Annotated in this window: 21 protein-coding genes; 11 read left to right on the forward strand and 10 right to left on the reverse strand. The window is 50.0% G+C overall.

What is annotated here, in order from left to right:
- Positions 1-235: 235 nt before the first annotated feature.
- Positions 236-2,062, forward strand: a complete 1,827-nt coding sequence (gene typA, locus H027_RS0110660; RefSeq protein ID WP_024872443.1) for a translational GTPase TypA — start codon at positions 236-238, stop codon at positions 2,060-2,062.
- 92 nt (positions 2,063-2,154) lie between these two features.
- Entirely contained in the window at positions 2,155-3,060 is a 906-nt protein-coding gene (locus H027_RS0110665; RefSeq protein ID WP_024872444.1) for a YihY family inner membrane protein, read from the forward strand.
- Here H027_RS0110665 and rstB read toward each other — a convergent pair.
- The 5 genes from rstB to H027_RS18385 are packed head-to-tail and all read right to left on the reverse strand — an operon-like array spanning position 3,049 to position 7,507.
- Complete coding sequence (rstB, locus tag H027_RS0110670) at positions 3,049-4,338, reverse strand: two-component system sensor histidine kinase RstB (RefSeq protein WP_024872445.1); 1,290 nt, start codon at positions 4,336-4,338, stop codon at positions 3,049-3,051. The genes H027_RS0110665 and rstB overlap by 12 nt on opposite strands.
- A 2-nt stretch (positions 4,339-4,340) precedes the next feature.
- Positions 4,341-5,057, reverse strand: coding sequence for a two-component system response regulator RstA (gene rstA, locus H027_RS0110675; protein WP_024872446.1), 717 nt, complete (start codon positions 5,055-5,057; stop codon positions 4,341-4,343).
- A gap of 18 nt (positions 5,058-5,075) precedes the next feature.
- Positions 5,076-5,396 (reverse strand): HI1450 family dsDNA-mimic protein, encoded by a 321-nt coding sequence (locus H027_RS0110680; RefSeq protein WP_024872447.1) that lies wholly within the window; start codon positions 5,394-5,396, stop codon positions 5,076-5,078.
- 36 nt (positions 5,397-5,432) lie between these two features.
- The gene (locus H027_RS19250; RefSeq protein ID WP_051448981.1) at positions 5,433-5,831 is read right to left on the reverse strand and encodes an EAL domain-containing protein; all 399 of its coding nucleotides are present in this window, start codon (positions 5,829-5,831) and stop codon (positions 5,433-5,435) included.
- A gap of 2 nt (positions 5,832-5,833) precedes the next feature.
- The gene (locus H027_RS18385; RefSeq protein ID WP_051448982.1) at positions 5,834-7,507 is read right to left on the reverse strand and encodes a putative bifunctional diguanylate cyclase/phosphodiesterase; all 1,674 of its coding nucleotides are present in this window, start codon (positions 7,505-7,507) and stop codon (positions 5,834-5,836) included.
- A gap of 269 nt (positions 7,508-7,776) precedes the next feature.
- Between H027_RS18385 and parC the strand changes: the two genes are divergently transcribed.
- From parC to H027_RS0110715, 6 genes are all read left to right on the forward strand, one after another.
- Complete coding sequence (gene parC, locus H027_RS0110690) at positions 7,777-10,047, forward strand: DNA topoisomerase IV subunit A (RefSeq protein ID WP_024872448.1); 2,271 nt, start codon at positions 7,777-7,779, stop codon at positions 10,045-10,047.
- 11 nt (positions 10,048-10,058) lie between these two features.
- On the forward strand, positions 10,059-10,781 hold the full coding sequence (locus H027_RS0110695) for a 1-acylglycerol-3-phosphate O-acyltransferase (protein WP_024872449.1): 723 nt from the start codon (positions 10,059-10,061) through the stop codon (positions 10,779-10,781).
- Between the two features lie 99 nt (positions 10,782-10,880).
- Positions 10,881-11,546 carry a DedA family protein gene (locus tag H027_RS0110700; RefSeq protein ID WP_024872450.1) on the forward strand — a complete coding sequence of 222 codons (666 nt, stop codon included), beginning with the start codon at positions 10,881-10,883 and terminating at the stop codon, positions 11,544-11,546.
- Positions 11,547-11,781: 235 nt separating this feature from the next.
- The gene (locus H027_RS0110705) at positions 11,782-12,933 is read left to right on the forward strand and encodes a 3-phenylpropionate MFS transporter (protein ID WP_024872451.1); all 1,152 of its coding nucleotides are present in this window, start codon (positions 11,782-11,784) and stop codon (positions 12,931-12,933) included.
- 7 nt (positions 12,934-12,940) lie between these two features.
- Positions 12,941-13,861 (forward strand): AEC family transporter, encoded by a 921-nt coding sequence (locus H027_RS0110710; RefSeq protein WP_024872452.1) that lies wholly within the window; start codon positions 12,941-12,943, stop codon positions 13,859-13,861.
- Positions 13,862-13,925: 64 nt separating this feature from the next.
- A complete protein-coding gene (locus tag H027_RS0110715) occupies positions 13,926-14,165 on the forward strand; it encodes a DUF2960 domain-containing protein (RefSeq protein ID WP_024872453.1) in 240 nt (79 codons plus the stop codon).
- A 45-nt stretch (positions 14,166-14,210) separates the two neighbouring features.
- On the opposite strand, the gene hslU is transcribed toward H027_RS0110715, so the two are convergent.
- The 4 genes from hslU to argS form a co-directional block, all read right to left on the reverse strand.
- Complete coding sequence (gene hslU / locus H027_RS0110720; RefSeq protein ID WP_024872454.1) at positions 14,211-15,542, reverse strand: HslU--HslV peptidase ATPase subunit; 1,332 nt, start codon at positions 15,540-15,542, stop codon at positions 14,211-14,213.
- 25 nt (positions 15,543-15,567) lie between these two features.
- Complete coding sequence (gene hslV, locus H027_RS0110725) at positions 15,568-16,110, reverse strand: ATP-dependent protease subunit HslV (RefSeq protein ID WP_024872455.1); 543 nt, start codon at positions 16,108-16,110, stop codon at positions 15,568-15,570.
- A 133-nt stretch (positions 16,111-16,243) separates the two neighbouring features.
- On the reverse strand, positions 16,244-17,248 hold the full coding sequence (locus H027_RS0110730; RefSeq protein ID WP_024872456.1) for an SPOR domain-containing protein: 1,005 nt from the start codon (positions 17,246-17,248) through the stop codon (positions 16,244-16,246).
- A gap of 3 nt (positions 17,249-17,251) precedes the next feature.
- Complete coding sequence (gene argS, locus H027_RS0110735) at positions 17,252-18,994, reverse strand: arginine--tRNA ligase (RefSeq protein ID WP_024872457.1); 1,743 nt, start codon at positions 18,992-18,994, stop codon at positions 17,252-17,254.
- Between the two features lie 258 nt (positions 18,995-19,252).
- Here argS and H027_RS0110740 point away from each other — a divergent pair, with 258 nt between their 5' ends.
- From H027_RS0110740 to H027_RS0110750, 3 genes are all read left to right on the forward strand, one after another.
- Positions 19,253-19,837 carry an LON peptidase substrate-binding domain-containing protein gene (locus H027_RS0110740; RefSeq protein WP_024872458.1) on the forward strand — a complete coding sequence of 195 codons (585 nt, stop codon included), beginning with the start codon at positions 19,253-19,255 and terminating at the stop codon, positions 19,835-19,837.
- A gap of 149 nt (positions 19,838-19,986) precedes the next feature.
- Complete coding sequence (locus H027_RS0110745) at positions 19,987-20,565, forward strand: sigma-70 family RNA polymerase sigma factor (RefSeq protein WP_024872459.1); 579 nt, start codon at positions 19,987-19,989, stop codon at positions 20,563-20,565.
- Positions 20,558-21,214, forward strand: a complete 657-nt coding sequence (locus tag H027_RS0110750) for a ChrR family anti-sigma-E factor (RefSeq protein ID WP_024872460.1) — start codon at positions 20,558-20,560, stop codon at positions 21,212-21,214. The genes H027_RS0110745 and H027_RS0110750 overlap by 8 nt, the downstream gene beginning before the upstream one ends.
- On the opposite strand, the gene H027_RS0110755 is transcribed toward H027_RS0110750, so the two are convergent.
- A complete protein-coding gene (locus H027_RS0110755; RefSeq protein WP_024872461.1) occupies positions 21,203-22,111 on the reverse strand; it encodes a LysR family transcriptional regulator in 909 nt (302 codons plus the stop codon). The two genes, H027_RS0110750 and H027_RS0110755, sit on opposite strands and share 12 nt — an antisense overlap.
- Positions 22,112-22,154 lie beyond the last annotated feature (43 nt).

The raw sequence follows: 22,154 nt of genomic DNA on the forward strand, positions 1-22,154 counted from the left end.
GACATGGAATGTTTGTATTTGGTGCAATATCGCACTAATTTTGTGCATCGCTATGGTGCGAGTGCACATACATATTCTGCCAAGGAATGATTATACAGATATCCTACAAAAATATGCGTTTCCAGCGATGAAAAATATGTACCTCGTTTTTCCTGTAAATTTGCTAGGCAGATCACGCTGGTCTAGGTAAAATGAGCGCCCGATTTTTAGTCATTTTTTATATCTCGAGGCGAGGATGTTAGAGAATCTCCGCAATATTGCCATTATTGCGCACGTTGACCATGGCAAAACCACTCTGGTTGACAAACTGTTACAGCAGTCTGGAACCCTGGACCGTTCTTCGGAAGGTCAGGAGCGCATTATGGACTCCAACGATCTGGAAAGAGAACGCGGGATTACCATTCTTGCCAAAAACACAGCCATTCGCTGGAAAGATTACCGCATCAATATCGTAGATACTCCAGGCCATGCTGATTTTGGCGGTGAAGTAGAACGTGTTATGTCGATGGTTGACTGCGTATTGTTGTTGGTTGATGCCGTTGATGGTCCAATGCCACAAACCCGTTTCGTGACCCAGAAAGCGTTTGCTCGTGGCCTGCGTCCGATCGTGGTCGTCAACAAGATTGACCGTCCTGGTGCGCGTCCTGACTGGGTTATTGATCAGGTATTTGACCTGTTCGACAACCTGGGTGCTACCGACGAACAATTGGATTTCCCAATCGTTTATGCTTCTGCGTTAAACGGTTTTGCAACTATGGATCCATCAATTCCTTCAGACAACATGGATCCGCTGTTCCAGGCGATTGTTGATTTCGTTGAGCCGCCAAAAGCCGATCCTGCTGGCGAGTTCCAGATGCAAATTTCTCAGCTGGATTACTCTTCTTACGTAGGTGTGATCGGTATCGGCCGTATTACCCGTGGTAGCGTGAAGCCAAACATGCAGGTGACTGTGGTTGGTGCTGATGGCAAAACCCGTACCGGTAAAGTGGGTCAGGTAATGGGCTATCTGGGCCTGCAACGTACTGAAGTGACCGAAGCGCAGGCGGGTGACATTATTGCGATCACCGGTCTGGGCGAGCTGAAAATCTCTGACACCATCTGTTCAAACTCTGCTGTGGAAGCTCTGCCGCCACTGTCTGTGGATGAACCAACTGTGACCATGACTTTCCAGGTAAACACCTCTCCGTTTGCCGGTAAAGAAGGTAAGTACGTGACTTCACGTAACATTCTGGAACGTCTGCAGAATGAGCTGCGTCACAACGTTGCTCTGCGTGTTGAAGAAACCGAAGATCCGGATAAATTCCGCGTATCAGGCCGTGGTGAACTGCACTTAGGCATTCTGATCGAAAACATGCGTCGTGAAGGCTTCGAACTGGCGGTGTCTCGTCCTGAAGTTATCATGCGTGTCATTGATGGCGTGAAGATGGAACCAATGGAAACACTGACTGTTGATATCGAAGAACAGAATCAGGGTTCCGTCATGGAAAAACTGGGTGAGCGTAAAGCTGACCTGCGTAACATGGTGCCGGATGGTAAGGGTCGTGTACGTCTGGATTATATGATCCCGGCTCGTGGTCTGATCGGCTTCCAGACTGAATTTATGACTCTGACTTCAGGTACTGGTCTGCTGTACCATACTTTCGAAGAATACGGTGAGTTCAAGGGTGGCGCTATCGGCCAGCGTCAGAACGGTGTGCTGATTTCTAATGCCACCGGTAAAGCGCTGGGCTTTGCGCTGTTCAACCTACAAGACCGTGGCCGTCTGTTCATTGAACATGCGACCGAGGTTTATGAAGGTCAGATCATCGGGATCCACAGCCGTTCTAACGACCTGACTGTAAACTGTCTGAAAGGTAAACAGCTGACCAACATGCGTGCATCTGGTACGGATGAAGCGATTGTGCTGACAACACCGATTAAGATGACACTGGAACAGGCGATGGAATTCATCGACGATGATGAATTGGTTGAAGTCACGCCGCAAAACATTCGTGTTCGTAAGAAATTACTGACCGAAATGGATCGTAAACGTGCTAACCGTGGCAGTGGCAAAGAGGAATAATTCCTGCCTGCCCTGGTTATCAGAAGCCTCGCATTTGCGAGGCTTTTTTTTAGCAGTATGCTAGGCGAATTGTGGGCTGTTTGAGGATAACCATGAAACAAGATCCAAGCCGATTATTGACGTTACGAAATCAACGTGGGGTTTGGTGCCGTCTGTTTTGTTTACGGCTTCGTCGCTTTCTGGCCTTTTTTTGGAAGCGTGTCTGGCATGATCGGTTGCCGGTGCTGGCGGGCCATCTGGCCTACGTCTCCCTGTTATCCATTGTGCCCTTACTGGCAGTGATCTTTTCGTTATTATCTTGGTTACCGCGCTTTTCTCATTTCCGTCGTCAGTTTGAATTGTTTGTTTTCAGTCATTTTGTACCGGAAACAGAAATTGCCTTTCGCTATCATTTTTCCCTGTTTGTGAAAAATGCCTCACGCACTACCTCAATCGGTTTGTGTATGTTGGTATTGCTGGCGTTGTTGTTGATTGCCGCGATTGATGAAAATCTGAACCATATCTGGCGTTGCCGTGGGCAGCGGAAATGGCTTAAAACGGTCACGATGTACAGTACAGTACTGGGTATTGCGCCGTTACTGGTTGGTGGCAGTCTTTTGCTGTCAGCCCAGATCCAGGACTGGGCTGTCTGGGATTATGAACTGGTGTCATTGCTGGGCGGCGGGCTAATGACATTATTCCCGTATTTGCTTTCGCTGGGCGGATTTCTGTTGCTGTATAAAATAGTGCCCAATGTGTATGTGTATTGGCAGCACGCCTTTTTGGGGGCCATGCTGGCGGCACTGCTGTTTGAAGTGGCAAAACATGGCTTTGGTTATTACGTGGCGCATTTTGGTACCTATAAATCGATTTATGGCGCGTTAGCCGGTATTCCCATCATGATGATCTGGCTTTATATGAGCTGGTTAGTGGTGTTGCTGGGGGGCGAGTTGACGGCCACTTTGGGTGAGTGGCAGTCGAGGCGTGCATTGCGTGGTGTCATCGCATTAGGGGTTTGAATGGGGCCAGCGGCAGATAAAGCTGGCGCCTCCTAACGAGCTGGTCTCAACGTGGGCATGACCATGATGTGCCTGCATGATCCCCTGTACAATCGCTAACCCTAAGCCGAATCCGCCGGTGGCCCGGTCCCGGCTGGGATCCAGCCGATAGAAGGCATCAAAGATATGTTCACGTTGATCTGCGGGTATCCCGGGACCATCATCTTCAACCTGAATGATGTTCCAGTCATTATCTTGCGCCAGTGTAATCCGGATATGCTGCTGACTGTAGCGTAAGGCATTGCCGACGAGATTATCGAGTAAGCGATTGAGCAATCGGGTATCCCCATGCCATAACCATTCAGCTGGGATCGGCAATATTTCAATCTTTTTATCGGCATCCGAACGCTGTTCCCAATCGTCCTGACGATGTGCCAACCAATCCGCAGGCGAGAAAGCTTGCGTGTTTAAGGCGACTTTAGGGCGATCCAGTCTGGCGTAGGTGAGCATTTCATCCACCAACGTTTCCAGATGAGTGATATCCCGTTCAATTCCTTGTCGTTCAGCATCTGGAAGCGGTTCTTCCAGCATTTCCAGTCGGTAGCGCAGACGAACCAAGGGGGTACGCAGTTCGTGGGCGACATTATCGGTTAGACGTTTTTTACTGGCGATAAGGTCTTGAATATTGTCGGCCATTTGATCAAACGCTCTGCCCAAACGCTGCAGGCTGGAGTTTTCCGGCAGATTGATCCGGGCAGACAGATCTCCCCGTCCTAAACGCCGGGCAGTTCGCTCCAGTTGGAGTAAATCTCGCCAGTGAGGTCGCATCCATATGAAAACGGGTAGACCGAGCGAGATGCCGAGCAGCCCTAAGAAAAGATAATCTAACTGCTTGATTTGATGTAAAAATGAGAGATAGGGAATAGGCCCGGCGATTAAGACATAGTTCGTTGCGTCTGGGATCAGTTCCATGCAGATCGAACTGTCTTCCAGCATCACGATTTCTCCCCGGTTCAATGCACTAACGGCATCTTCATCCAGGGGCTGATCCTGTACATTACCGATATTGACCGGAAAGGAGAGGTTAAAGTCGAGTTTGGCCAGCTGTTCAGGCCAGGCACTTTGCGGTATATCGGCAAGTTCACCTTCCAGCAGTGTCATGACACTGTCCATCAGGTCGGTGAGTGATTTTTCACTGGTGCGTTCAGCCGTGAATTTGTAAAACCCGCCGACCAGCAGTGTGACCAGCAAAAATGAGGCAATCAATAACAGATAAAATTGAATAAACAGCTTACGCATGGCTAGTTCCAGGCTGCAGGGGCAAGCAGGTATCCTTTGTTGCGTACTGTTTTGATTCGGGTTGGTTCCTGCGCGTTGTCACCCAGTTTGCGACGCAGACGGGAAATGGCGACATCGACGCTGCGGTCTAAACCGTCATATTCTACGCCCCGAAGCACTTTTAACAGTGAATCTCGGCTCATGATATGACCGGCATGACTGGCCAGCTCCCATAGCAAATCAAAATCGCTGGTAGACAGTTGTATGACTTCATCGGCCAGCACCACATCACGACTGACGGGATCAATGGTGAGTTGACCGAAATGCAGCGGATGCCCGGTGGCAGCAGGAGTCGCTTGCGTTGTCTGAACCGGTTGAACGGGTTGCTGTCGGAGTTGCACTCGTAGTCTGGCCAGCAGAACAGCCGGCGGGGTTGTTTTCAGTATGTAGTCACTGGCACCCAGTTCGAGCCCGAGGATCTGGTTCATGTCACTGTCTAATGACGTCAGCATGACGATCGGGCCGCTGTAATGCGGTCGTAAATTCCGGCATAACGTCAGACCGTCAATGCCGGGCAGCATAATGTCGAGCAGCACCAGATCGGGCTTTTCCTGCAGGATAATATCCATCGCGATATCCCCGCGGGGCACCAGCGTCACCTCGAGGTCATGTTTTCCCAGAAAGCCTTTGATTAAGGCGCCAAGCTCGGCATCATCTTCAACAAATACAATACGCTGCATGATTTCCATTTACTCGCGTTATTCCGGTTGCCATAGAATATGGCATTCCTGACTTTCCGGATCTCGGTTGATCAGCATCCGAGCAAACAGATAGTCAAATTCATCGTCGGCATTGAGCAGCCCGACACGCACTTCCAGCCATTCTTCGGGGCGTACTTCCGCCTGAATTTCATCTTCCCAATCTGCTTCCGGCTCGCAATCACCCAACCCGCCGTGATCCGGAAATTCACGATTGAATCGGGCGATCGTGGCTTCATCTAAATTATCGGCGGCCAGTTCCAGAAAAAGTTCATAAGCCTGATCGATCAAGGTATCAAGTTCGGTTTGTTGCTGATCCATGTTATATCCTCTGTTAACAAGGCTATTACAGCATGTTCATTCTGCGCTGGCGAGAGGTTCTGCAGCCGGAGGAATGATCATGTCTTGTCGCAGCAACGGTGTGATCAGACTTTCAGGTAACGGCTTGGAAAACAGGTAGCCTTGCCCTTCATCACAGCCTAATTTTTGTAATAGAGCCATTTGTTCCGGTGTTTCGATGCCTTCCGCAATGATGGATTTATGCAATGAGTGGCCCATATCAATAATGGCACGCACAATGCGGGTGTCTTTGTCATCGTAAGTTGCTTTTTTGACGAAGGATTTATCTATTTTTAATATTTTTACCGGTAAATCACGCAGACTGGCCAGACTGGAATAACCGGTACCAAAATCATCAATCGCGATGCTAAAACCATGGTGTTGTAATTGTTCCAGTTGTTCATTAATGCGTAACAAATTTAACTAATGTTGTTTTCGGTGATTTCCAACTGAATATAACGCGGATCAATTGCCAATTGCCGGGTGAGGGCGGTGAGCCGGTCATAGATGTTACGCCGCAATAATTGTTTCACCGAGATATTGATGGCCACATCGATCAATATATTTTGTCGATGCCATTCCGCAGCCTGTTTTAAGGCATTGACGAGCACCCAATCGCCCAGTTCCACGATCAAACCGCTTTCTTCGGCAATGGGGATAAATTCATCGGGAGATAACATGCCATCTTGAGGATGTTGCCAGCGGATCAGGGCTTCTACCCCGATGATCCGTTGACTGCGTAGATCGATTTGAGGCTGGTAGAAGAGTGATAACTGATTATTGTTGATCGCCAAACGAAGTTCATGTTCCACTTTCATCCGGCGCGACATGCGGGTAGTCATGGCGGCCTGGAAGAAGCGAAAACAGTTTCCACCTTCATTTTTAGCACTGCGCATGGCCTGATTAGCATGCAGCAACAGTTCGCCCGGTTCTGAACCATCTTCGGGGTAGAGCGCAATCCCAAGCGAAGCACTGAGTTGGATGCTGCAATCATAGAGTTCGTAGGGTTGATTGATGCTGCTGTTTAACAGTCGCAACACCCGCATTAATTCGAGTTTAGTGGTAATGTTGTCCAACAGTAATATGAACTCATCGCCACCTATACGGGCCACCGTACAGTTGTATTCTTTCAGTAAGGTGCCAAGCCGCTGGGCTATCTTGATCAGTAAATCATCGCCCTGGTCATGACCGAAAGAGTTATTAATATCTTTGAAACGATCTAAACCAACGGAAATAAGAGCGAGATGCTTTTTTTCCGCCTCTGACTGATGCAGGGCTGCGGTAATACGAGACAGCAGCGATATACGATTGGGTAATTCTGTTAATGGATCGTAAAAGGCCAGAAAATGAATGCGCTCGCTGATTTCCTCTTCCATGTCATGCACGAGTTTTTGATATTGCTGTTCCCGGCGATACAGGTTGAGCAGCAGAGGACGAAAGACAAACAGGGCTTCCAGCAACAGGGTTATAAACATCCCGATCAAAGAGAGCCGGTTGTAATTTTGCAGGCTTTGGATCGCCTGTTCACTTTCGATCTGGTATTGGTGTACCAATGTATCAAGACCGCTCAGAATGTTTTTGTTCGCTGCCGCCCGCAACTGAACCAATGCCTGCTGCTGTTCAGCGGGGCTGATGTTATGGGCTGAAATTAATTCGGCGGTCTTGATAAAACGGGTGACCTGCTCATCCAGTGATATCGGCGGTTGATGAAAAATCTGATCAATGGTGGCTGATTTGGATTGCGGAATTTTCAGCCGTGCAGAACCATTGAGTAAGGCGCGATGAACTTCTGCCATACTCAGAACGGCGTTGGTGTATTCCCGCAGCAAATTGGGCGTCGATTGTCGCTCCGCCGGTAGCAGCAATTCTCCGGCAAAGCGGGTAATGCGCTGAGATAGCATGCGCTGACGTCCGGCCAGATTCACGATGCGAGCGGTGGCGCCTTGTTCATCGATAATGTTCTGGGTCAGATAATGTGAACTCACATACAACAGCGCAATGACCGAAAGTGCCATCAGGTAGGTGAGGGTGCCGCTTCGCCAATGCTGTTTCAGTTTTTCGGGATCTGCATACCATTTCATTTTTATTGTCATACGTGCTCTCTATCAGTGCCGAATCAACGTTTTTAGCGACAAAATAGACACCTGTTTTTGTGCGCATATTTGTACGCATAGAAACGTGTTATCTGATTCGGCTCAGGTGTTTGTTTAAAATATAGACGACATCAGCTCTGAATGGATAAGTTGTATTTAAAATATTCTGCGCGCCGGATGGTCTCTCCACTGCTAAATTCGCGCTGTAAAGCAGTGATTATGGTAGGCTAGCACCCAGTAATCAGAGAGATACCAAGAGAATAACAAACATGAGTGATGCTGAACTGAGTCTGGAAGGCGTCGAGCGTCAACCACTGCGTACCTTCACTGAACAGGCTTATCTCAACTACTCGATGTACGTGATCATGGATCGTGCGTTACCGCATATTGCGGACGGTCTGAAACCTGTACAGCGGCGCATTGTGTATGCCATGAGCGAGCTGGGTTTATCCGCACTGGCAAAACATAAAAAATCAGCCCGTACTGTCGGGGATGTACTCGGTAAATATCATCCGCATGGCGACTCGGCGTGCTATGAGGCAATGGTCTTAATGGCACAACCCTTCTCCTATCGTTATCCGCTGGTGGATGGTCAGGGGAACTGGGGGGCGCCGGATGATCCGAAATCATTTGCAGCGATGCGTTATACGGAAGCGCGTTTATCCCGTTTTTCCGAGCTGCTGCTGAGTGAACTGGAACAAGGCACGGTCGAGTGGCAGCCTAACTTTGACGGCACCATGAAGGAGCCGCAGATCTTGCCTGCCCGGTTGCCCCATATCCTGCTGAACGGTGTGACCGGTATTGCCGTAGGCATGGCAACCGATATTCCACCGCATAATGTGCGAGAAGTCGCGAATGCCTGTGTCGCGCTGTTGGAGCGTCCGGAATGTACGACCGCCGATTTGCTGGAATATGTGCAGGGGCCGGATTATCCAACTAAAGCCGAGATCATCACGCCGCGTTCCGAAATTCGTAAGATCTATGAGCAGGGACGGGGTTCTATTCGTGCCCGCGCTGTCTATCATATTGAAGAAGGCGATATCGTGATCACGGCGTTGCCGCATCAGGCTTCTGGTGCCCGGATCATGGAGCAGGTCGCGGCCCAGATGCAGGCGAAGAAACTGCCGATGGTCAGTGACTTGCGTGATGAATCGGATCATGAAAACCCAACCCGTCTGGTGATTGTGCCGCGTTCTAACCGCATTGATGTGGAACAACTGATGCAGCATCTGTTCGCGAGTACGGATCTGGAAAAAAGTTATCGCGTCAACCTGAACATGCTGGGGATGGATCACCGTCCACAGGTCAAAGATCTGCGAACCATTCTGAGTGAATGGCTATCATTTCGTCGTGAAACCGTTCGCCGCCGTTTGCAATTCCGCTTGGATAAAGTGCTGAATCGCCTGCATATTTTGGATGGTTTACTGATTGCATATCTCAATATCGACGAAGTGATTGCCATCATCCGCTATGAAGATGAACCGAAAGCTGAGTTGATGCGCCGGTTCGGTTTGTCAGATATTCAGGCCGAAGCGATTCTGGATCTGAAACTGCGCCATTTAGCCAAGCTGGAAGAGATCAAGATCCGTGGCGAGCAGGATGAACTGAACAAAGAACGTGAACAGCTGGAAGCATTACTGGGTTCAGAACGTAAACTGAGCAATCTGCTGAAAAAAGAAATCCAGGCCGATGCCGAAAAATATGGCGATGACCGTCGTTCACCGCTCATCGAGCGTCAGGAAGCAAAACAACTGACAGAAAAAGAGCTGACTCCCAGTGAGCCGGTTACGGTAGTGGTCTCGGAAATGGGCTGGGTGCGTGCCGCCAAAGGACATGAGGTCGATGTTCAGGGGCTGAGTTATAAGGCGGGAGATGGTTATCTTGCCAGTGCGCAGGGCCGCAGCAATCAGCAAACCGTGTTCATGACCAACTTGGGTCGAACTTATTCGTTAGAAGCACATACATTGCCGTCGGCGCGCGGGCAGGGTGAACCGCTGACCGGTAAATTAAGTTTCACGGCGGGTGAGCAAACACGTTATGTCTTGTTGGGTAATGACGATGAGCGCTATCTGATCTGTTCTGATGCCGGATACGGTTTCCTGTGTGAATATGCGGATCTCGTGAGTAAAAACAAAAACGGTAAAGCCTTGCTGACATTGCCGGAGGGGGCTCAGGTATTGCCGCCGCAACTGGCCGCCAAGCAGGATGATGCGCTATGTCTGGTGATCAGCAACGAAGGCCGGATGTTACTGTTCCCATTAGATACATTGCCGCAACTGGGTAAAGGTAAGGGCAATAAGTTAATTGGCATTCCTGCCGATAAAGTTGCCAGCCGCGAGGAGTTTGTGGTGCATGTTGCGGTGGTGCGGGCAGATCAGGCCGTCACCTTGTATGCCGGTAAACGTAAACTCACGTTAAAACCGGCTGATATGAGTCTCTATCATGGTGAGCGCGGTCGTCGAGGTGCCAAGTTGCCACGCGGCTTGCAACGGGTTGATCGGGTTGAGATTGAACAGACAACCGTTAATAGCGAAGTATAAAGGTAATTTTGATGTTAAAAATTCTGAGAATCATTGTACTGATATGTCTATTGCTCGTCTGGTTTGTAGTCGGGTTGGTCATTTGTCTGGCTCGGCCACGGCATAAAAACAATGTGTTTATGCTGGGGCGGATGTTGAACATGATGTGTCCGGTGTTTGGGGTGAAAGTAAAATCAATCATCCCGGATTGCAGCCGTAATCTTGGCTCTGTTGTGTATGCCGTAAACCATCAGTCCAATTACGATATTTTCGTCACCACTGGCTGCAACTTGCCGGGTGTAGTGTCGATGGGGAAAAAGAGTCTGGTCTGGGTGCCATTTTTCGGCATTCTCTATTACCTGAGTGGCAATATTCTGGTCGATCGGGCAAACCGGGGGCGTGCGGTTGATTCGATGAAACAGGTGGTTGCCAAGATTAAGCAGAAAGGCATTTCTATCTGGATGTTTCCGGAAGGAACTCGCTCTAAAGGCCGTGGTTTATTACCGTTCAAAACCGGCGCATTTCATACTGCATTGATGGCTAAGGTACCGGTCGTGCCTATCGTATGCTCAAGCTATGTAGGGCAGATTGATTTGAATCGCTGGGATAACGGCGAGATTCTGATCGAGATGCTGCCGCCGATAGATACCAGCCACTGGGGACGGGGAACTGTGAAAGAGCTGACTGAAACCGTACGTAATCAGATGGTGCAGAAACTGGCAGAATTGGATGCACAAGTGAAAAGACCTGTCTGAGACTTTTGTAAAATGACGTAAAAATCTCCTTGTGGGGCGATTGCCGCCCCGCATCGGATCGCTTAGACTCTGCACAACTTTTTGAGTGAGATCTCATTTATGGACTGGTTACACCTGATCGTCGATTTTGTGTTGCATATCGATGTACATCTGCAAGAACTTTTCACGACCTATGGTCTTTGGGTGTATGGCATCCTCTTTCTGATTATTTTCAGTGAGACCGGCTTTGTAGTAACGCCATTCTTACCCGGCGATTCATTATTATTTGCTGCGGGTGCCTTGGTGGCGACCACGCAAGGCTCTCCTGAGTCGATGAATATCAATATGCTGGTGTTGTTACTGATTGCGGCCGCCGTAAGCGGAAATATTCTGAACTATACCATCGGTCATCTCTTTGGCGAGAAGCTCTTTCAGAATCCTAATTCAAAAGTCTTCAGAAAGGACTATCTGGATAAGACACATGCCTTTTTTGAGCGACATGGTGGTAAGACAATCATCATTACCCGTTTCCTTCCGATCATCCGGACGTTTGCTCCCTTTGTGGCCGGCATGGGCGCCATGACCTATAAGCGATTTATGGCATTTAATCTGGTCGGCGGCAGCCTGTGGGTAATGTCTTTTGCCTATGCCGGTTTTGAGTTCGGTCAGCAGGAATTTGTGCGCAAAAACTTTACGATGCTGATGATGGGGATCATCGTGGTTTCATTACTACCGATGATTATTCAGGCCATTCGCGTTAAGTGTACCGCACAACCTAAAGCCTGATAATTTTATTCCTGCACCGAAGACAGCCCGGCTGAATTGTCCGGGCTTTTTTATGTTTCCGCCGCATAAACAGACTGCCGACGAATAATTAAAAATGAGATCGAAACCGGTTTCTTTCGCTATATGTTTCCGGTAACTCTGTGAGCTAAGGCGCAAATATTCTGGCGATGTTTCCTGCCAAAAGTGTGTGCAATTTGTTACTCTCTTCACAATTTCTCTTTCCTTCCGAAGTTTCATGTTACCGTATCCTTGGTTAGCGCTGAATTTATCAGCAATCTATTTAGTCCTGGGTGTTTTTTCACCATTTTGGGGTGTTTGGCTCGAATCCGTTGGATTGCAATCAGAGCAAATCGGTTTGTTGTTAGGGATCGGGTTTGCAATGCGTCTGCTGGGCAGTTTGACCATACTGCGACAGGCCAAACGGGCTGAACGATTGATACCAATTGCTCGTTTTCTGGTATTTGGTGGGATCATCAGTTTTGTCGGTTTCTATCTCTCCTCTCAATTTTGGGTGGTTTTACTCTTCACCCTGTTAGCCAATTTTATTTATCCCACCTTGTTGCCATTGACTGATGCCATTGCGGCCCGCATGGTCATTCAGGTCAATCTCGATTACGGCAATGTCCGGTTATGGGGCTCTGCTGCATTCATTGTCGGTGCCACCTTGATTGGTTTCGTGATCGAGCATCTGGGTAAATCATGGATCCTGCACTGCATCGTGTTGGGATTATTGTTAGCTGGTTTTTGTATTCATATGCCGATGCGACCAGCCCCGCGAACTATTGGGCAGGAAAAAGAAAGTCATGGCTACAGCGTTTTGTTACGCAATAAGGCTTTTTTGAATCTGTTACTCATCGAGGCGCTGATCTTTGGTAGTCATGCCGCATATAACAGTTTCAGTGCCATTTATTGGAATGCACAGGGCTTTTCCGCATCGACTATCAGTATGCTGTGGACGACCGGGGTGATCTTTGAAATCCTGATGTTTGCGGTTAGCCGACGGTTGCTGTCAGACTGGTCGCCGGAACGGCTGTTGTGTTGGGCCTGTATCGGTGCGGTGATCCGCTGGGTAACCCTCGGAACCAGCTTGAACTTATGGTTATTGTTCCCCGCACAGGCTTTGCATTCGTTTTCCTTTGCGCTGGCCCATTTAGGTGCGATGCGCTATCTGTCACAGCGATTACCTCGAGAGGCCATGATCCCTGGGCAGACACTCTATTCTGCAGTCGGGCAGTCGCTGTCTTTGGCTCTGTTTACCGTATTAAGCGGCATCATGTATCACCACATGCATCAATTTGTGTTCCTGGCCATGGCGGTGATTATTTTACCTGCATTTTATTTGATCTGGCGGGGGAAACAGACGATGGTTTCTCCGTCGGCATATTGAGGTCAACATGCAGTCTGCCGACGTTAACCAGCAATTCATGCTCTCCATTTGCATTATTCTGCTGGGGTATCTTGCGAAACGAACCAAATATCTGACAGAAAAAGAAGGCGAGTCGATAGCGCAGATCATCTTTAATATCACCTTACCGGCGTTGGTGATTAATGTTTTTTCTGTCTTACCGCTGCAACCGCAACTGATATTGTTGCCGGTATTGGGTTTCGTTGTGAACGGCCTGCTTTGCCTTTGCATCTTGTTCATCTTCCGTAAACATGAACGGCCGGTCCGCGGCATGATGGGCATGGCATTGCCAGGTGCAAACATCGGCTTATTCGCCTACCCATTGGTGGAAGCCATCTGGGGCAAACACGGACTGACCTATATCGCGATGTATGATTTAGGTAATTCCTATGTGGTGTTTTTAGTCTGTTATACGGTCGGCGCCTATTTTTCAGGCGAAAAACCACTAAGCTGGCAACAATTACTGCATTCGGTAGTGCGGTCTGTGCCGGTGATGACCAGTTTGATTGCACTATCGATAAATCTTATGGGAATTAAATTGCCGGACTTGGTTCTGCAAACCACCCAGGTCATAGCAAAAGCGAATATGCCACTCAGCCTGCTATTGCTGGGCATGTATCTCAATTTTTCTTTCCCGGCAGATCAACGCAAACTGCTGTTGCAGGCACTAGGCAGTAAATATCTGATTGGTGGAGCACTCGGAGCGTTACTTTGTTGGTTATTGCCCTACGATACCTTATTCCGACACTCCTTATTACTGGCCGGGGTCTTGCCATTGCCGACCATGGTGCTGACGTATGCTGTTATTTTTGGCTATGATCGCCGGATGACAGGGGCAATGCTGAATGCCTCGGTGATTTTAAGTATTTTGTTGAGCTGGGTGGTCTTTCATTTTTCGACCATTGGGTAGCTTCAGAGTACAATCAGCAAAACGGATAGCCGGGCTATCTTGACCACCAGATGAATGAGGCAACATGGCGTTACGAATCAGTTACTGTTACAAAGGTCAGCCGCGTGAAATTAATTATGCGAATGACAAATTTCACGATATCTACGAAGCAATCGCTGCGGAAGAAGGGGTCGATTTACGGGCCTATCTGGCAATGGAACGACAACTGGCGTCATTGTCTAAAAAGGTGGGTGCGGTGAAAGATTTTCGCGACAACCAATTCAGGGAATTTGGTTTCAGTGATATCAAGGTGATAAAAGAGTAACTTAATGAACAACGCCGCAATCAGCGGCGTTGTTGTTTTCAGCGATTACAGGATAAACCGGCTCAGATCTTCATCTTCCACCAGTTCACCGAGGTAGCGCTCAACATAGGCGGCATCAATGCTGATCACTTGTCCCGGATTATCGGCGGCATCGTAAGAAATATCTTCCATCAGTTTTTCCAACACGGTATGCAGACGACGTGCACCGATATTTTCCGTACGTTCATTCACCTTCCAAGCGGCTTCCGCGATGCTGCGGATCCCTTCTGCAGTGAACTCGACCGTCACCTGTTCGGTGGCCATCAGTGCACGGTACTGTTCGGTCAGTGAGGCATTCGGTTCAGTCAGAATACGCTCGAAATCATCAACCGTCAGGCTCTTCAGCTCAACGCGAATGGGCAGACGGCCTTGCAGTTCCGGGATCAGGTCGGAAGGCTTGGCGATCTGGAAGGCCCCGGAGGCAATAAACAGAATATGGTCGGTTTTGACCATGCCGTGTTTGGTGTTAACGGTACAACCCTCCACCAAGGGTAACAGGTCACGCTGTACGCCTTCACGGGAAACATCCGGGCCACTGCTTTCACCGCGTTTACAGATTTTGTCGATCTCATCGATGAACACGATGCCATTGTTTTCTACGGCATGAATGGTTTTTTCTTTCAGCTCTTCCGGATTCAACAGGCGTGCGGCTTCTTCTTCCACCAGCTGTTTCAGCGCTTCTTTCACTTTCAGCTTGCGCTTACGCGTATTGCCGGACGACATATTCTGGAACAGGCCCTGCAACTGATTGGTCATTTCTTCCATACCAGGTGGCGCCATGATTTCCACGCCCATTTGCGGGCCGGCCATTTCGACTTCAATTTCTTTGTCATCGAGTTCGCCTTCGCGCAATTTTTTACGGAAGATTTGACGAGTATGGGCACCTGTCTCTGATTTTTCGGCTTCGCCCCAATTGGTGCGGGCAGGCGGCAGTAAGACGTCAAGAACACGCTCTTCAGCGGCTTCCTGAGCACGGAAACGAACCTTTTCCATCTCCTGATTGCGCATCATTTTCAGCGCCATATCCGTCAAATCGCGGATGATGGTATCGACTTCTTTCCCGACATAACCGACTTCGGTGAATTTGGTCGCTTCTACTTTGATGAACGGGGCATTGGCCAGTTTAGCCAAGCGGCGTGCTATCTCGGTTTTACCCACACCAGTGGGGCCAATCATCAGGATGTTTTTAGGTGCCACTTCCTGACGCAGGTCGTCAGACAGTTGCATACGACGCCAGCGGTTACGCAGGGCAATGGCCACGGCACGTTTCGCTTCAGCCTGACCAATGATATGACGATCAAGCTCGTGAACAATTTCTCTCGGAGTCATTTCAGACATCTGGGTATCCTTGGTCTGCAATTAATTAGATAGGGGTGACAGTGGGGTAGTCCAGCACTTCGATCGTCTGGAAACTGTTGGTAAAGACGCAGATGTCACCCGCGATAGTCAGTGCTTTTTTGACGATATCTTCCGCAGAAAGCTCGGTATTTTCCAGCAAAGCGCGTGCGGCTGATTGGGCAAAGGCACCGCCGGAGCCGATGGCGATCAAATCGTGTTCCGGCTGCACCACATCGCCGTTACCGGTAATGATAAACGAGCGTTGTGCATCGGCGACCGCCAGCAAGGCTTCGAGTCGACGCAAGGCACGATCGGTACGCCATTCTTTGGCCAGCGCGACAGCGGCGCGTTCGAGATTACCCTGATGTGCCTGTAATTTGGCTTCAAACCGTTCAAGCAGTGTAAAGGCGTCAGCGGTGCCACCGGCAAATCCGGCCAATACTTTACCGTTGTAGAGACGGTGCACTTTACGGGCGTTGCCTTTCATGACGGTGTTGCCAAGAGAAACCTGACCATCGCCACCAATCACTACTTGGCCATTGCGTCGAACAGAAACGATTGTAGTCACATAAACCTCGATTACGGGTAGTCGGCGATGCCGACGAAGATTCATGAGACAGGAGATAGGGGCAGTCAGCCCCTATTTCAAGGTGTATCCGGGTGGAATTGTGAGGAATACAGCGATTGTGCGCAGAATTTCCTTACTGAGCGTAAACGGTACAGTTCTGGATGGTACCTGCACTTTTCAGACGTGAAAGCGCTTGTTCTGCCACCGCACGGCTGTTATAGGGGCCAAGTACGACACGATGCCAGGCGCCACCATCACGGACTTGAGCATTTTGTCCCTGAACGGCCAGCCGTGAACGTAAGGAGTTCGCCTGATCGGCCGTGTGGAACGCACCGCATTGCATCCAGTAATGTTTATTATCGGTTGTAGCGGATGCAGTGACGGTGGCTGTTTTGCTGGCGTGGTTTTCCTTGTTGCTGTGGTCTGACGAATAGGGTTGCGGCTTGCCAAACATGGCCAGCGCTTCATCCCGTTCCTGCGTTGCACTTTTCGTCAGCGGTTTTGCCGGTTTATTGGTGGTCTTAGTTGATTCATTGGCTATCACCTCTGCAAAGGAGCGAGGTTTGCGTGGATTGGTTGCCTGCGTCTGATTTTCAGCCTCGTGTGCCGTTGATTCGCTGGATTTAGTATTTTTACTGACCTGCGTATTGATCAAGGGCGTTGGTTTGGCAGCCATGCTGGTTTGATCAGGCGCGGGCTGTCCATTTTGTTGTTCCGCCAGTAATTTTGCTCGCTCTTGCTGTGCACGCAATGTTTCCTGCATTTTTTGCTGATGTGCCAACAATTGTGGATCCTGACTTGGATCGGCAATGGTTTCACCATCAGGTAACGTCACCGGGACTTCCTTGTTCTGCAGGATTTGCATGTAATCAAATTGTTCTTTGGCCGGACGCTGCTGTTCAATCGGGATTGGTGCCGGTGCCTTTGCCTGCTCCGGGGTTGCGGTTTCGGTTTTACCGGAAGAACCACTGATGTGATAGAGGAAAATACCGAAGCCGATGACCAGCGCCAGCGCCAGCAGAGCGCGCACCAACGGAAAGGGCGCGGCACTGGTTGTGCTATTCCGGCTAACTCTGGCACCTGAATTTGCCGGTTTGCGTTTGACAGGTCGAGCGCTGCGTACGTAATCCCGGGTCATGGTCTACATGCGCTCCAGTGTCTCGATACCCAGCAGTGACAGGCCCAGCGTCAATGTCTTGGCCGTTGCTTGGCATAAGGTCAGGCGGCTGGCTTTTTCTGCTGCGCTCACCCCTTCTTTGTTGATTGGGCAGGCTTCGTAGAAACTCATGAAGCAGCCGGACAACTCATACAGGTAAGTGCATAACAGATGCGGCATCCCTTTCTGGGCAACGCTGTGTACCACATCGTTGAACTGCAGCAATTTCTGCGCGAGTGTTTCTTCGGCCGGGGCCGTGATTTGTACACTTCCAGCCTGAGCTTCGTCACCGACACGACGGAAAATAGACTGAATACGGGTGTAGGCGTATTGCAGATACGGTGCTGTGTTACCCTCAAAGGTCAGCATGTTGTCCCAGTCGAAGATGTAGTCGGTGGTGCGGTTTTTCGACAGGTCGGCATATTTGACGGCCCCCATCGCGACGGCATGGACGACTTTTGCTTTTTCATCGGCAGGAAGGTCTGCGGATTTCTGGGCAATCAGTTCACTGGCACGGGATTCCGCTTCGTCCAGCAGTTCAGACAGTTTGACTGTGCCACCAGAGCGGGTTTTGAATGGTTTGCCATCTTTACCCAACATCATACCGAACGCATGGTGTTCCAGCGAGACATCTGCCGGGACATAGCCGGCTTTGCGGGCGATGGTCCAGGCTTGTTGCAGGTGCTGATGCTGGCGGGAATCGATGAAATACAGTACGCGATCGGCTTGCAGTGTTTCCACGCGATATTTGGCACAGGCGATGTCGGTTGTCGTATACAGGAAGCCGCCATCTTTCTTCTCCACGATAACGCCCATAGCATCACCGTCTTTACCTTTGAATTCATCAAGGTAAACGACCATGGCACCATCATCTTCCACGGCCAGCCCTTGCGCTTTCAAATCGTCGACAATGGCTTTCAGCATCGGGTTGTAGAGGCTTTCACCCATCACGTCTTTTTCTGACAGACTGACGTTCAGACGGTCGTAGATGCGCTGGTTTTGTGCCATGGTGATGTCGACCAGTTTCTTCCACATGGTACGACAATATTCATCGCCACCTTGCAGTTTTACTACGTAACCACGGGCGCGTTCGGCGAAGACTTCATCTTCGTCATAATGTTTTTTCGCTTCACGATAGAAGGCTTCCAGATCAGACAGCTCCAGTTCGCTGGCCTGTTCGTTCTGCACTTTTTCCAGATAGGCGATCAGCATACCGAACTGGGTGCCCCAGTCGCCGATGTGGTTAGCGCGGATCACGTTGTGGCCCAGAAATTCCAGAGTGCGAGTGACTGCATCGCCGATCACGGTAGAGCGGATGTGGTGTACGGCCATCTCTTTGGCAACGTTCGGTGCTGAGTAATCGAGCACGATGGTTTGTGCCGGCGAGGCTGGTTTCACTTCCGCTTTCGGGCTGGCGGCAATGGCTTCAATCTGTTTGGCCAGCCAGGCGCTATCTAAGAAGAAATTGATAAAACCGGGGCCGGCGATTTCGGTCTTGGCCACCAGTGTGGACGCTGGCAGGTGGTCAATAATCAGTTGTGCCAGTTCGCGTGGATTTTTCCCTGCTGGTTTTGCCAGCAGCATTGCCAGATTGGTGGCCAGATCACCGTGTGCCTTGTCTTTGGTGTTATCAACCTGAATTCGGGGCTCCAGTTCAGCGGGAATAAGGGCAGCGGTTTTCAGGCTGGATACGGTTTGTTCAAGGAGTTGCTGGATCTGTGCTTTCATTGTTTCTGACGGTTCCTGACGCGAATACGATGTAGCCTGTTGGCTGGATTTGAAATTTTACTCGGATTGCCGGGCACTGACTACCTTTTCAATACGCATTCAGGAAAGTTAACGGTATGCAGCTACAATTAAAACAGAGAGGAAAACAACAACAGCATCGGCAAAACTGGCAGCAGTGATTTCTGAATAACGAGACAAGTCAGAAATCGACAATAAGTCTCTGTGCTTACTCCTGTTTATCTGAATAAGGGGGCTGCTATGCAACTGGCCATATTTCCATTACGTTTAAACCTGTTACCGGATGGTGTCTTGCCGTTGCGGGTGTTTGAACCACGTTATCTGCGCATGATTGCTGAATCATCTCAAAGAGGAATGGGGCTTTGTTTATTGGGCAAAGCTCAGGATGGCGGTTTTTCGCCACTGCTGGCGATTGGTACTCGGGTTGAAATCATTGATTTTGATCGGCTGGAAGATGGTACGCTCGGTGTTACCGTCAAAGGTGTTGAACGATTTAAAATTCAGACACTGGAAGTTGAAGACGATGGATTACTGAGCGCGGAAGTCCAACTCTTACCAGGGTGGCTGCATGAGCCATTACCGCCTGAACAACATATCCTTGCCGAAAAACTGGGTCAGGTTTTTCAGGAACATCCCAATTATGCTGCTTATTATCCAACGCCGCAGTGGAATGATGCCTGCTGGGTGGTGCAACGCTGGCTGGAGGTCTTACCGCTGGAAGCCGAAGAAAAATTCGGGTTGATGGCCAGCAACGATTACCATGAGGCATTGCATTTCTTATTGCAGGCAGTGCAGGAAGAAGATGCGGCCATGCATCAACACTGATGGAATTATCCCTATGAATGATCCGCCTTTTGACTGATTGCGTAATAAGCAATTACGCGATTAAGTCGAGGCGTTTCAGTATGGAATGGGGAAACATGGGATATACTGCGGTTAGTCAGTCGTATCGACTGCCTCCGCAGAGGATATTGATGGAAAACACAGACCTCGATCTCACCGCACTCCTGTTACAGGTGTCGACGCAACGCAGCAAAGCAGCGTACGCACAGCTATTTCACTATTTTGCGCCCCGCATACGGCATTATGGGTTGCGTCATTTGCGTTCTGAAACCAGAGCTATGGAGCTGGTGCAGGAGACGCTGCTGGCTGTATGGCAAAAAGCGGCACTCTATCACCCGGAAAAAGGTGCGCCGACGACCTGGATTTATACGGTCATGCGCAATCAGTGTTTCGATATGTTGCGTCGCCAGCAGGTTTCCAAAGAAGATCTGGTCGCAGAAGATATCTGGCCGGTGCTGGAATTTCAGGCAGTGGAAGAGGAAGCCAATGATCCAGGAGAAAATGACATCCTGACGCGGCAACTCAGTCACTATCTGCATCTGTTACCGCCAGCACAACAGGAAGTCGTTCGCAGCGTCTATCTGCAGGATCAAACGCTGCAGGAAATTGCCGATCGGTTACAGGTTCCTCTCGGCACCGTAAAATCAAGACTCCGGTTAGGATTAGCCAAGTTGCGTGAACAAATTGAGCAGGAGCAGGCGCATGATTAATTTTCATCCTGATAATGCGTTGCTGGCCGCTTATGCCGCCGATACATTGCCACTCTCCATGACACTGGCGGTTTCTATTCATGTCGAATTTTGTCCGGCCTGTGCCAGACGGGTGGCTGAGTTTGAGCGGCAGTTAGCAGAAACCCTGTTGATCGGAGAACCGCAGAACGAGGCAGATGAACCGGTTTTTGACGAGATGCTGTCATTTATTCTGCAACAACCGGAAACGCCCATCGTCCAGGAAATCCGGGAACCGACCATCGAGATCCAGGGGCAAACTTTCTGGCTGCCACGCTCGCTGCGCCATATCGCCCGGCAAAACTGGCTGCAGATGGGCAGTATCGGGCGCAGTCGTTTGTTGCTGGAAGATCAATCAGGCGGTCGTGCTAGTCTGATGTATCTGTCGGCTGGGGCGGCTGTACCGAAACATACCCATCGCGGGCTGGAACTGACATTGCCGATCACGGGCGCATTCCGCGACGAACAGGGGGAATACATTCCGGGTGATTTTGTGCTGCGGGATGGCAAGACGGATCATCAACCGCAATCTGCCGAGGGCTGTCTCTGCTTTGCGCTGCTGGATGCCCCGGTACACTTTACGCAAGGCTTGCCCCGGTTACTGAACAATTTTGGTGAATTACTTTACTAACAGTTGTTGCATCAGTTGCCGCAGCCAAATCACGGAGGGGTGTTCACCCTGAGCCGGATGCCAGACACAGTTTAAATGATAACAGGGCATGTCATCCGGTAACGCCACCATGCGTAAGGGCCAGTATCCGGCCAGCATGCTGGCCACCTTTTGGGGCAATACCAGCAGGTGATCAGTCTGGCTGACAATGGCGGCAGCAGACAGATAGCTCTGGCTGTTGGCTGAAATGCGCCGTTGCAGACCATGTTGAGTCAGGTAGCGATCGACCATCGATTCCCGCGTGCCCAGCGGGGAGTGAAACACATGGGGCAGAGCGATCAGCTGAGTCAGATCCAGCTGTTCGCCGACCTGATCATTTTGCTGCTGCACCAGTCCGGCGAGTGGTTCCTGTAGCCAGGTTTCGCGGCACAGATAGCGCGGCACATCCATATACTCATCAAAACCCAGCACCAGATCGATCTCGCCGTTGGCTAGCTCCGCCTCCGGCAACTGATCGCGCAAGATCGCGATTTCAATCTGGATTTGCGGCGCAATCTCTTTGAGTCGGCTGATCAGCGGCGGGATCAGCACGCATTCCACATAGTCGGTGGTACTGATCACAAAGCGCCGGTCGGAACGTTGTGGTTCAAACTCTTCCATTTCACCTAATTGTTGTTCCAGCAGATGCAACGCCTGCTGTACACCGGCATGCAGTTTCAGTGCGCGGGCCGTGGGCTGCATACCCTGTGGTGTTTTGACCAGTAACGGATCGGCAAACTGTTCACGCAGCCGGTTCAGCGCATGGCTCATGGCGGGCTGACTGATATAGAGCTGTTCTGCAGCCCGCGTAACATGACGGCAGGTCATCAAAGCGTCAAACGCCAGTAATAGATTGAGATCGAGCTGGTGGAGTTTCATCGGTTATTCATCTTGTTTATTGCTGAATAAATATAATTCATTT

The sequence above is a fragment of the Tolumonas lignilytica genome (genome assembly GCF_000527035.1).
GTDB classification, from domain to species: Bacteria; Pseudomonadota; Gammaproteobacteria; order Enterobacterales; family Aeromonadaceae; genus Tolumonas; species Tolumonas lignilytica.

Coding starts and splice junctions, on each gene's coding strand:
- typA (WP_024872443.1), top strand. CDS start 236: ATGTTAGAGAATCTCCGCAATATTGCCATTATTGCGCACGTTGACCAT.
- H027_RS0110665 (WP_024872444.1), top strand. CDS start 2,155: ATGAAACAAGATCCAAGCCGATTATTGACGTTACGAAATCAACGTGGG.
- rstB (WP_024872445.1), bottom strand. CDS start 4,338: ATGCGTAAGCTGTTTATTCAATTTTATCTGTTATTGATTGCCTCATTT.
- rstA (WP_024872446.1), bottom strand. CDS start 5,057: ATGCAGCGTATTGTATTTGTTGAAGATGATGCCGAGCTTGGCGCCTTA.
- H027_RS0110680 (WP_024872447.1), bottom strand. CDS start 5,396: ATGGATCAGCAACAAACCGAACTTGATACCTTGATCGATCAGGCTTAT.
- H027_RS18385 (WP_051448982.1), bottom strand. CDS start 7,507: ATGACAATAAAAATGAAATGGTATGCAGATCCCGAAAAACTGAAACAG.
- parC (WP_024872448.1), top strand. CDS start 7,777: ATGAGTGATGCTGAACTGAGTCTGGAAGGCGTCGAGCGTCAACCACTG.
- H027_RS0110695 (WP_024872449.1), top strand. CDS start 10,059: ATGTTAAAAATTCTGAGAATCATTGTACTGATATGTCTATTGCTCGTC.
- H027_RS0110700 (WP_024872450.1), top strand. CDS start 10,881: ATGGACTGGTTACACCTGATCGTCGATTTTGTGTTGCATATCGATGTA.
- H027_RS0110705 (WP_024872451.1), top strand. CDS start 11,782: ATGTTACCGTATCCTTGGTTAGCGCTGAATTTATCAGCAATCTATTTA.
- H027_RS0110710 (WP_024872452.1), top strand. CDS start 12,941: ATGCAGTCTGCCGACGTTAACCAGCAATTCATGCTCTCCATTTGCATT.
- H027_RS0110715 (WP_024872453.1), top strand. CDS start 13,926: ATGGCGTTACGAATCAGTTACTGTTACAAAGGTCAGCCGCGTGAAATT.
- hslU (WP_024872454.1), bottom strand. CDS start 15,542: ATGTCTGAAATGACTCCGAGAGAAATTGTTCACGAGCTTGATCGTCAT.
- H027_RS0110730 (WP_024872456.1), bottom strand. CDS start 17,248: ATGACCCGGGATTACGTACGCAGCGCTCGACCTGTCAAACGCAAACCG.
- argS (WP_024872457.1), bottom strand. CDS start 18,994: ATGAAAGCACAGATCCAGCAACTCCTTGAACAAACCGTATCCAGCCTG.
- H027_RS0110740 (WP_024872458.1), top strand. CDS start 19,253: ATGCAACTGGCCATATTTCCATTACGTTTAAACCTGTTACCGGATGGT.
- H027_RS0110745 (WP_024872459.1), top strand. CDS start 19,987: ATGGAAAACACAGACCTCGATCTCACCGCACTCCTGTTACAGGTGTCG.
- H027_RS0110750 (WP_024872460.1), top strand. CDS start 20,558: ATGATTAATTTTCATCCTGATAATGCGTTGCTGGCCGCTTATGCCGCC.
- H027_RS0110755 (WP_024872461.1), bottom strand. CDS start 22,111: ATGAAACTCCACCAGCTCGATCTCAATCTATTACTGGCGTTTGACGCT.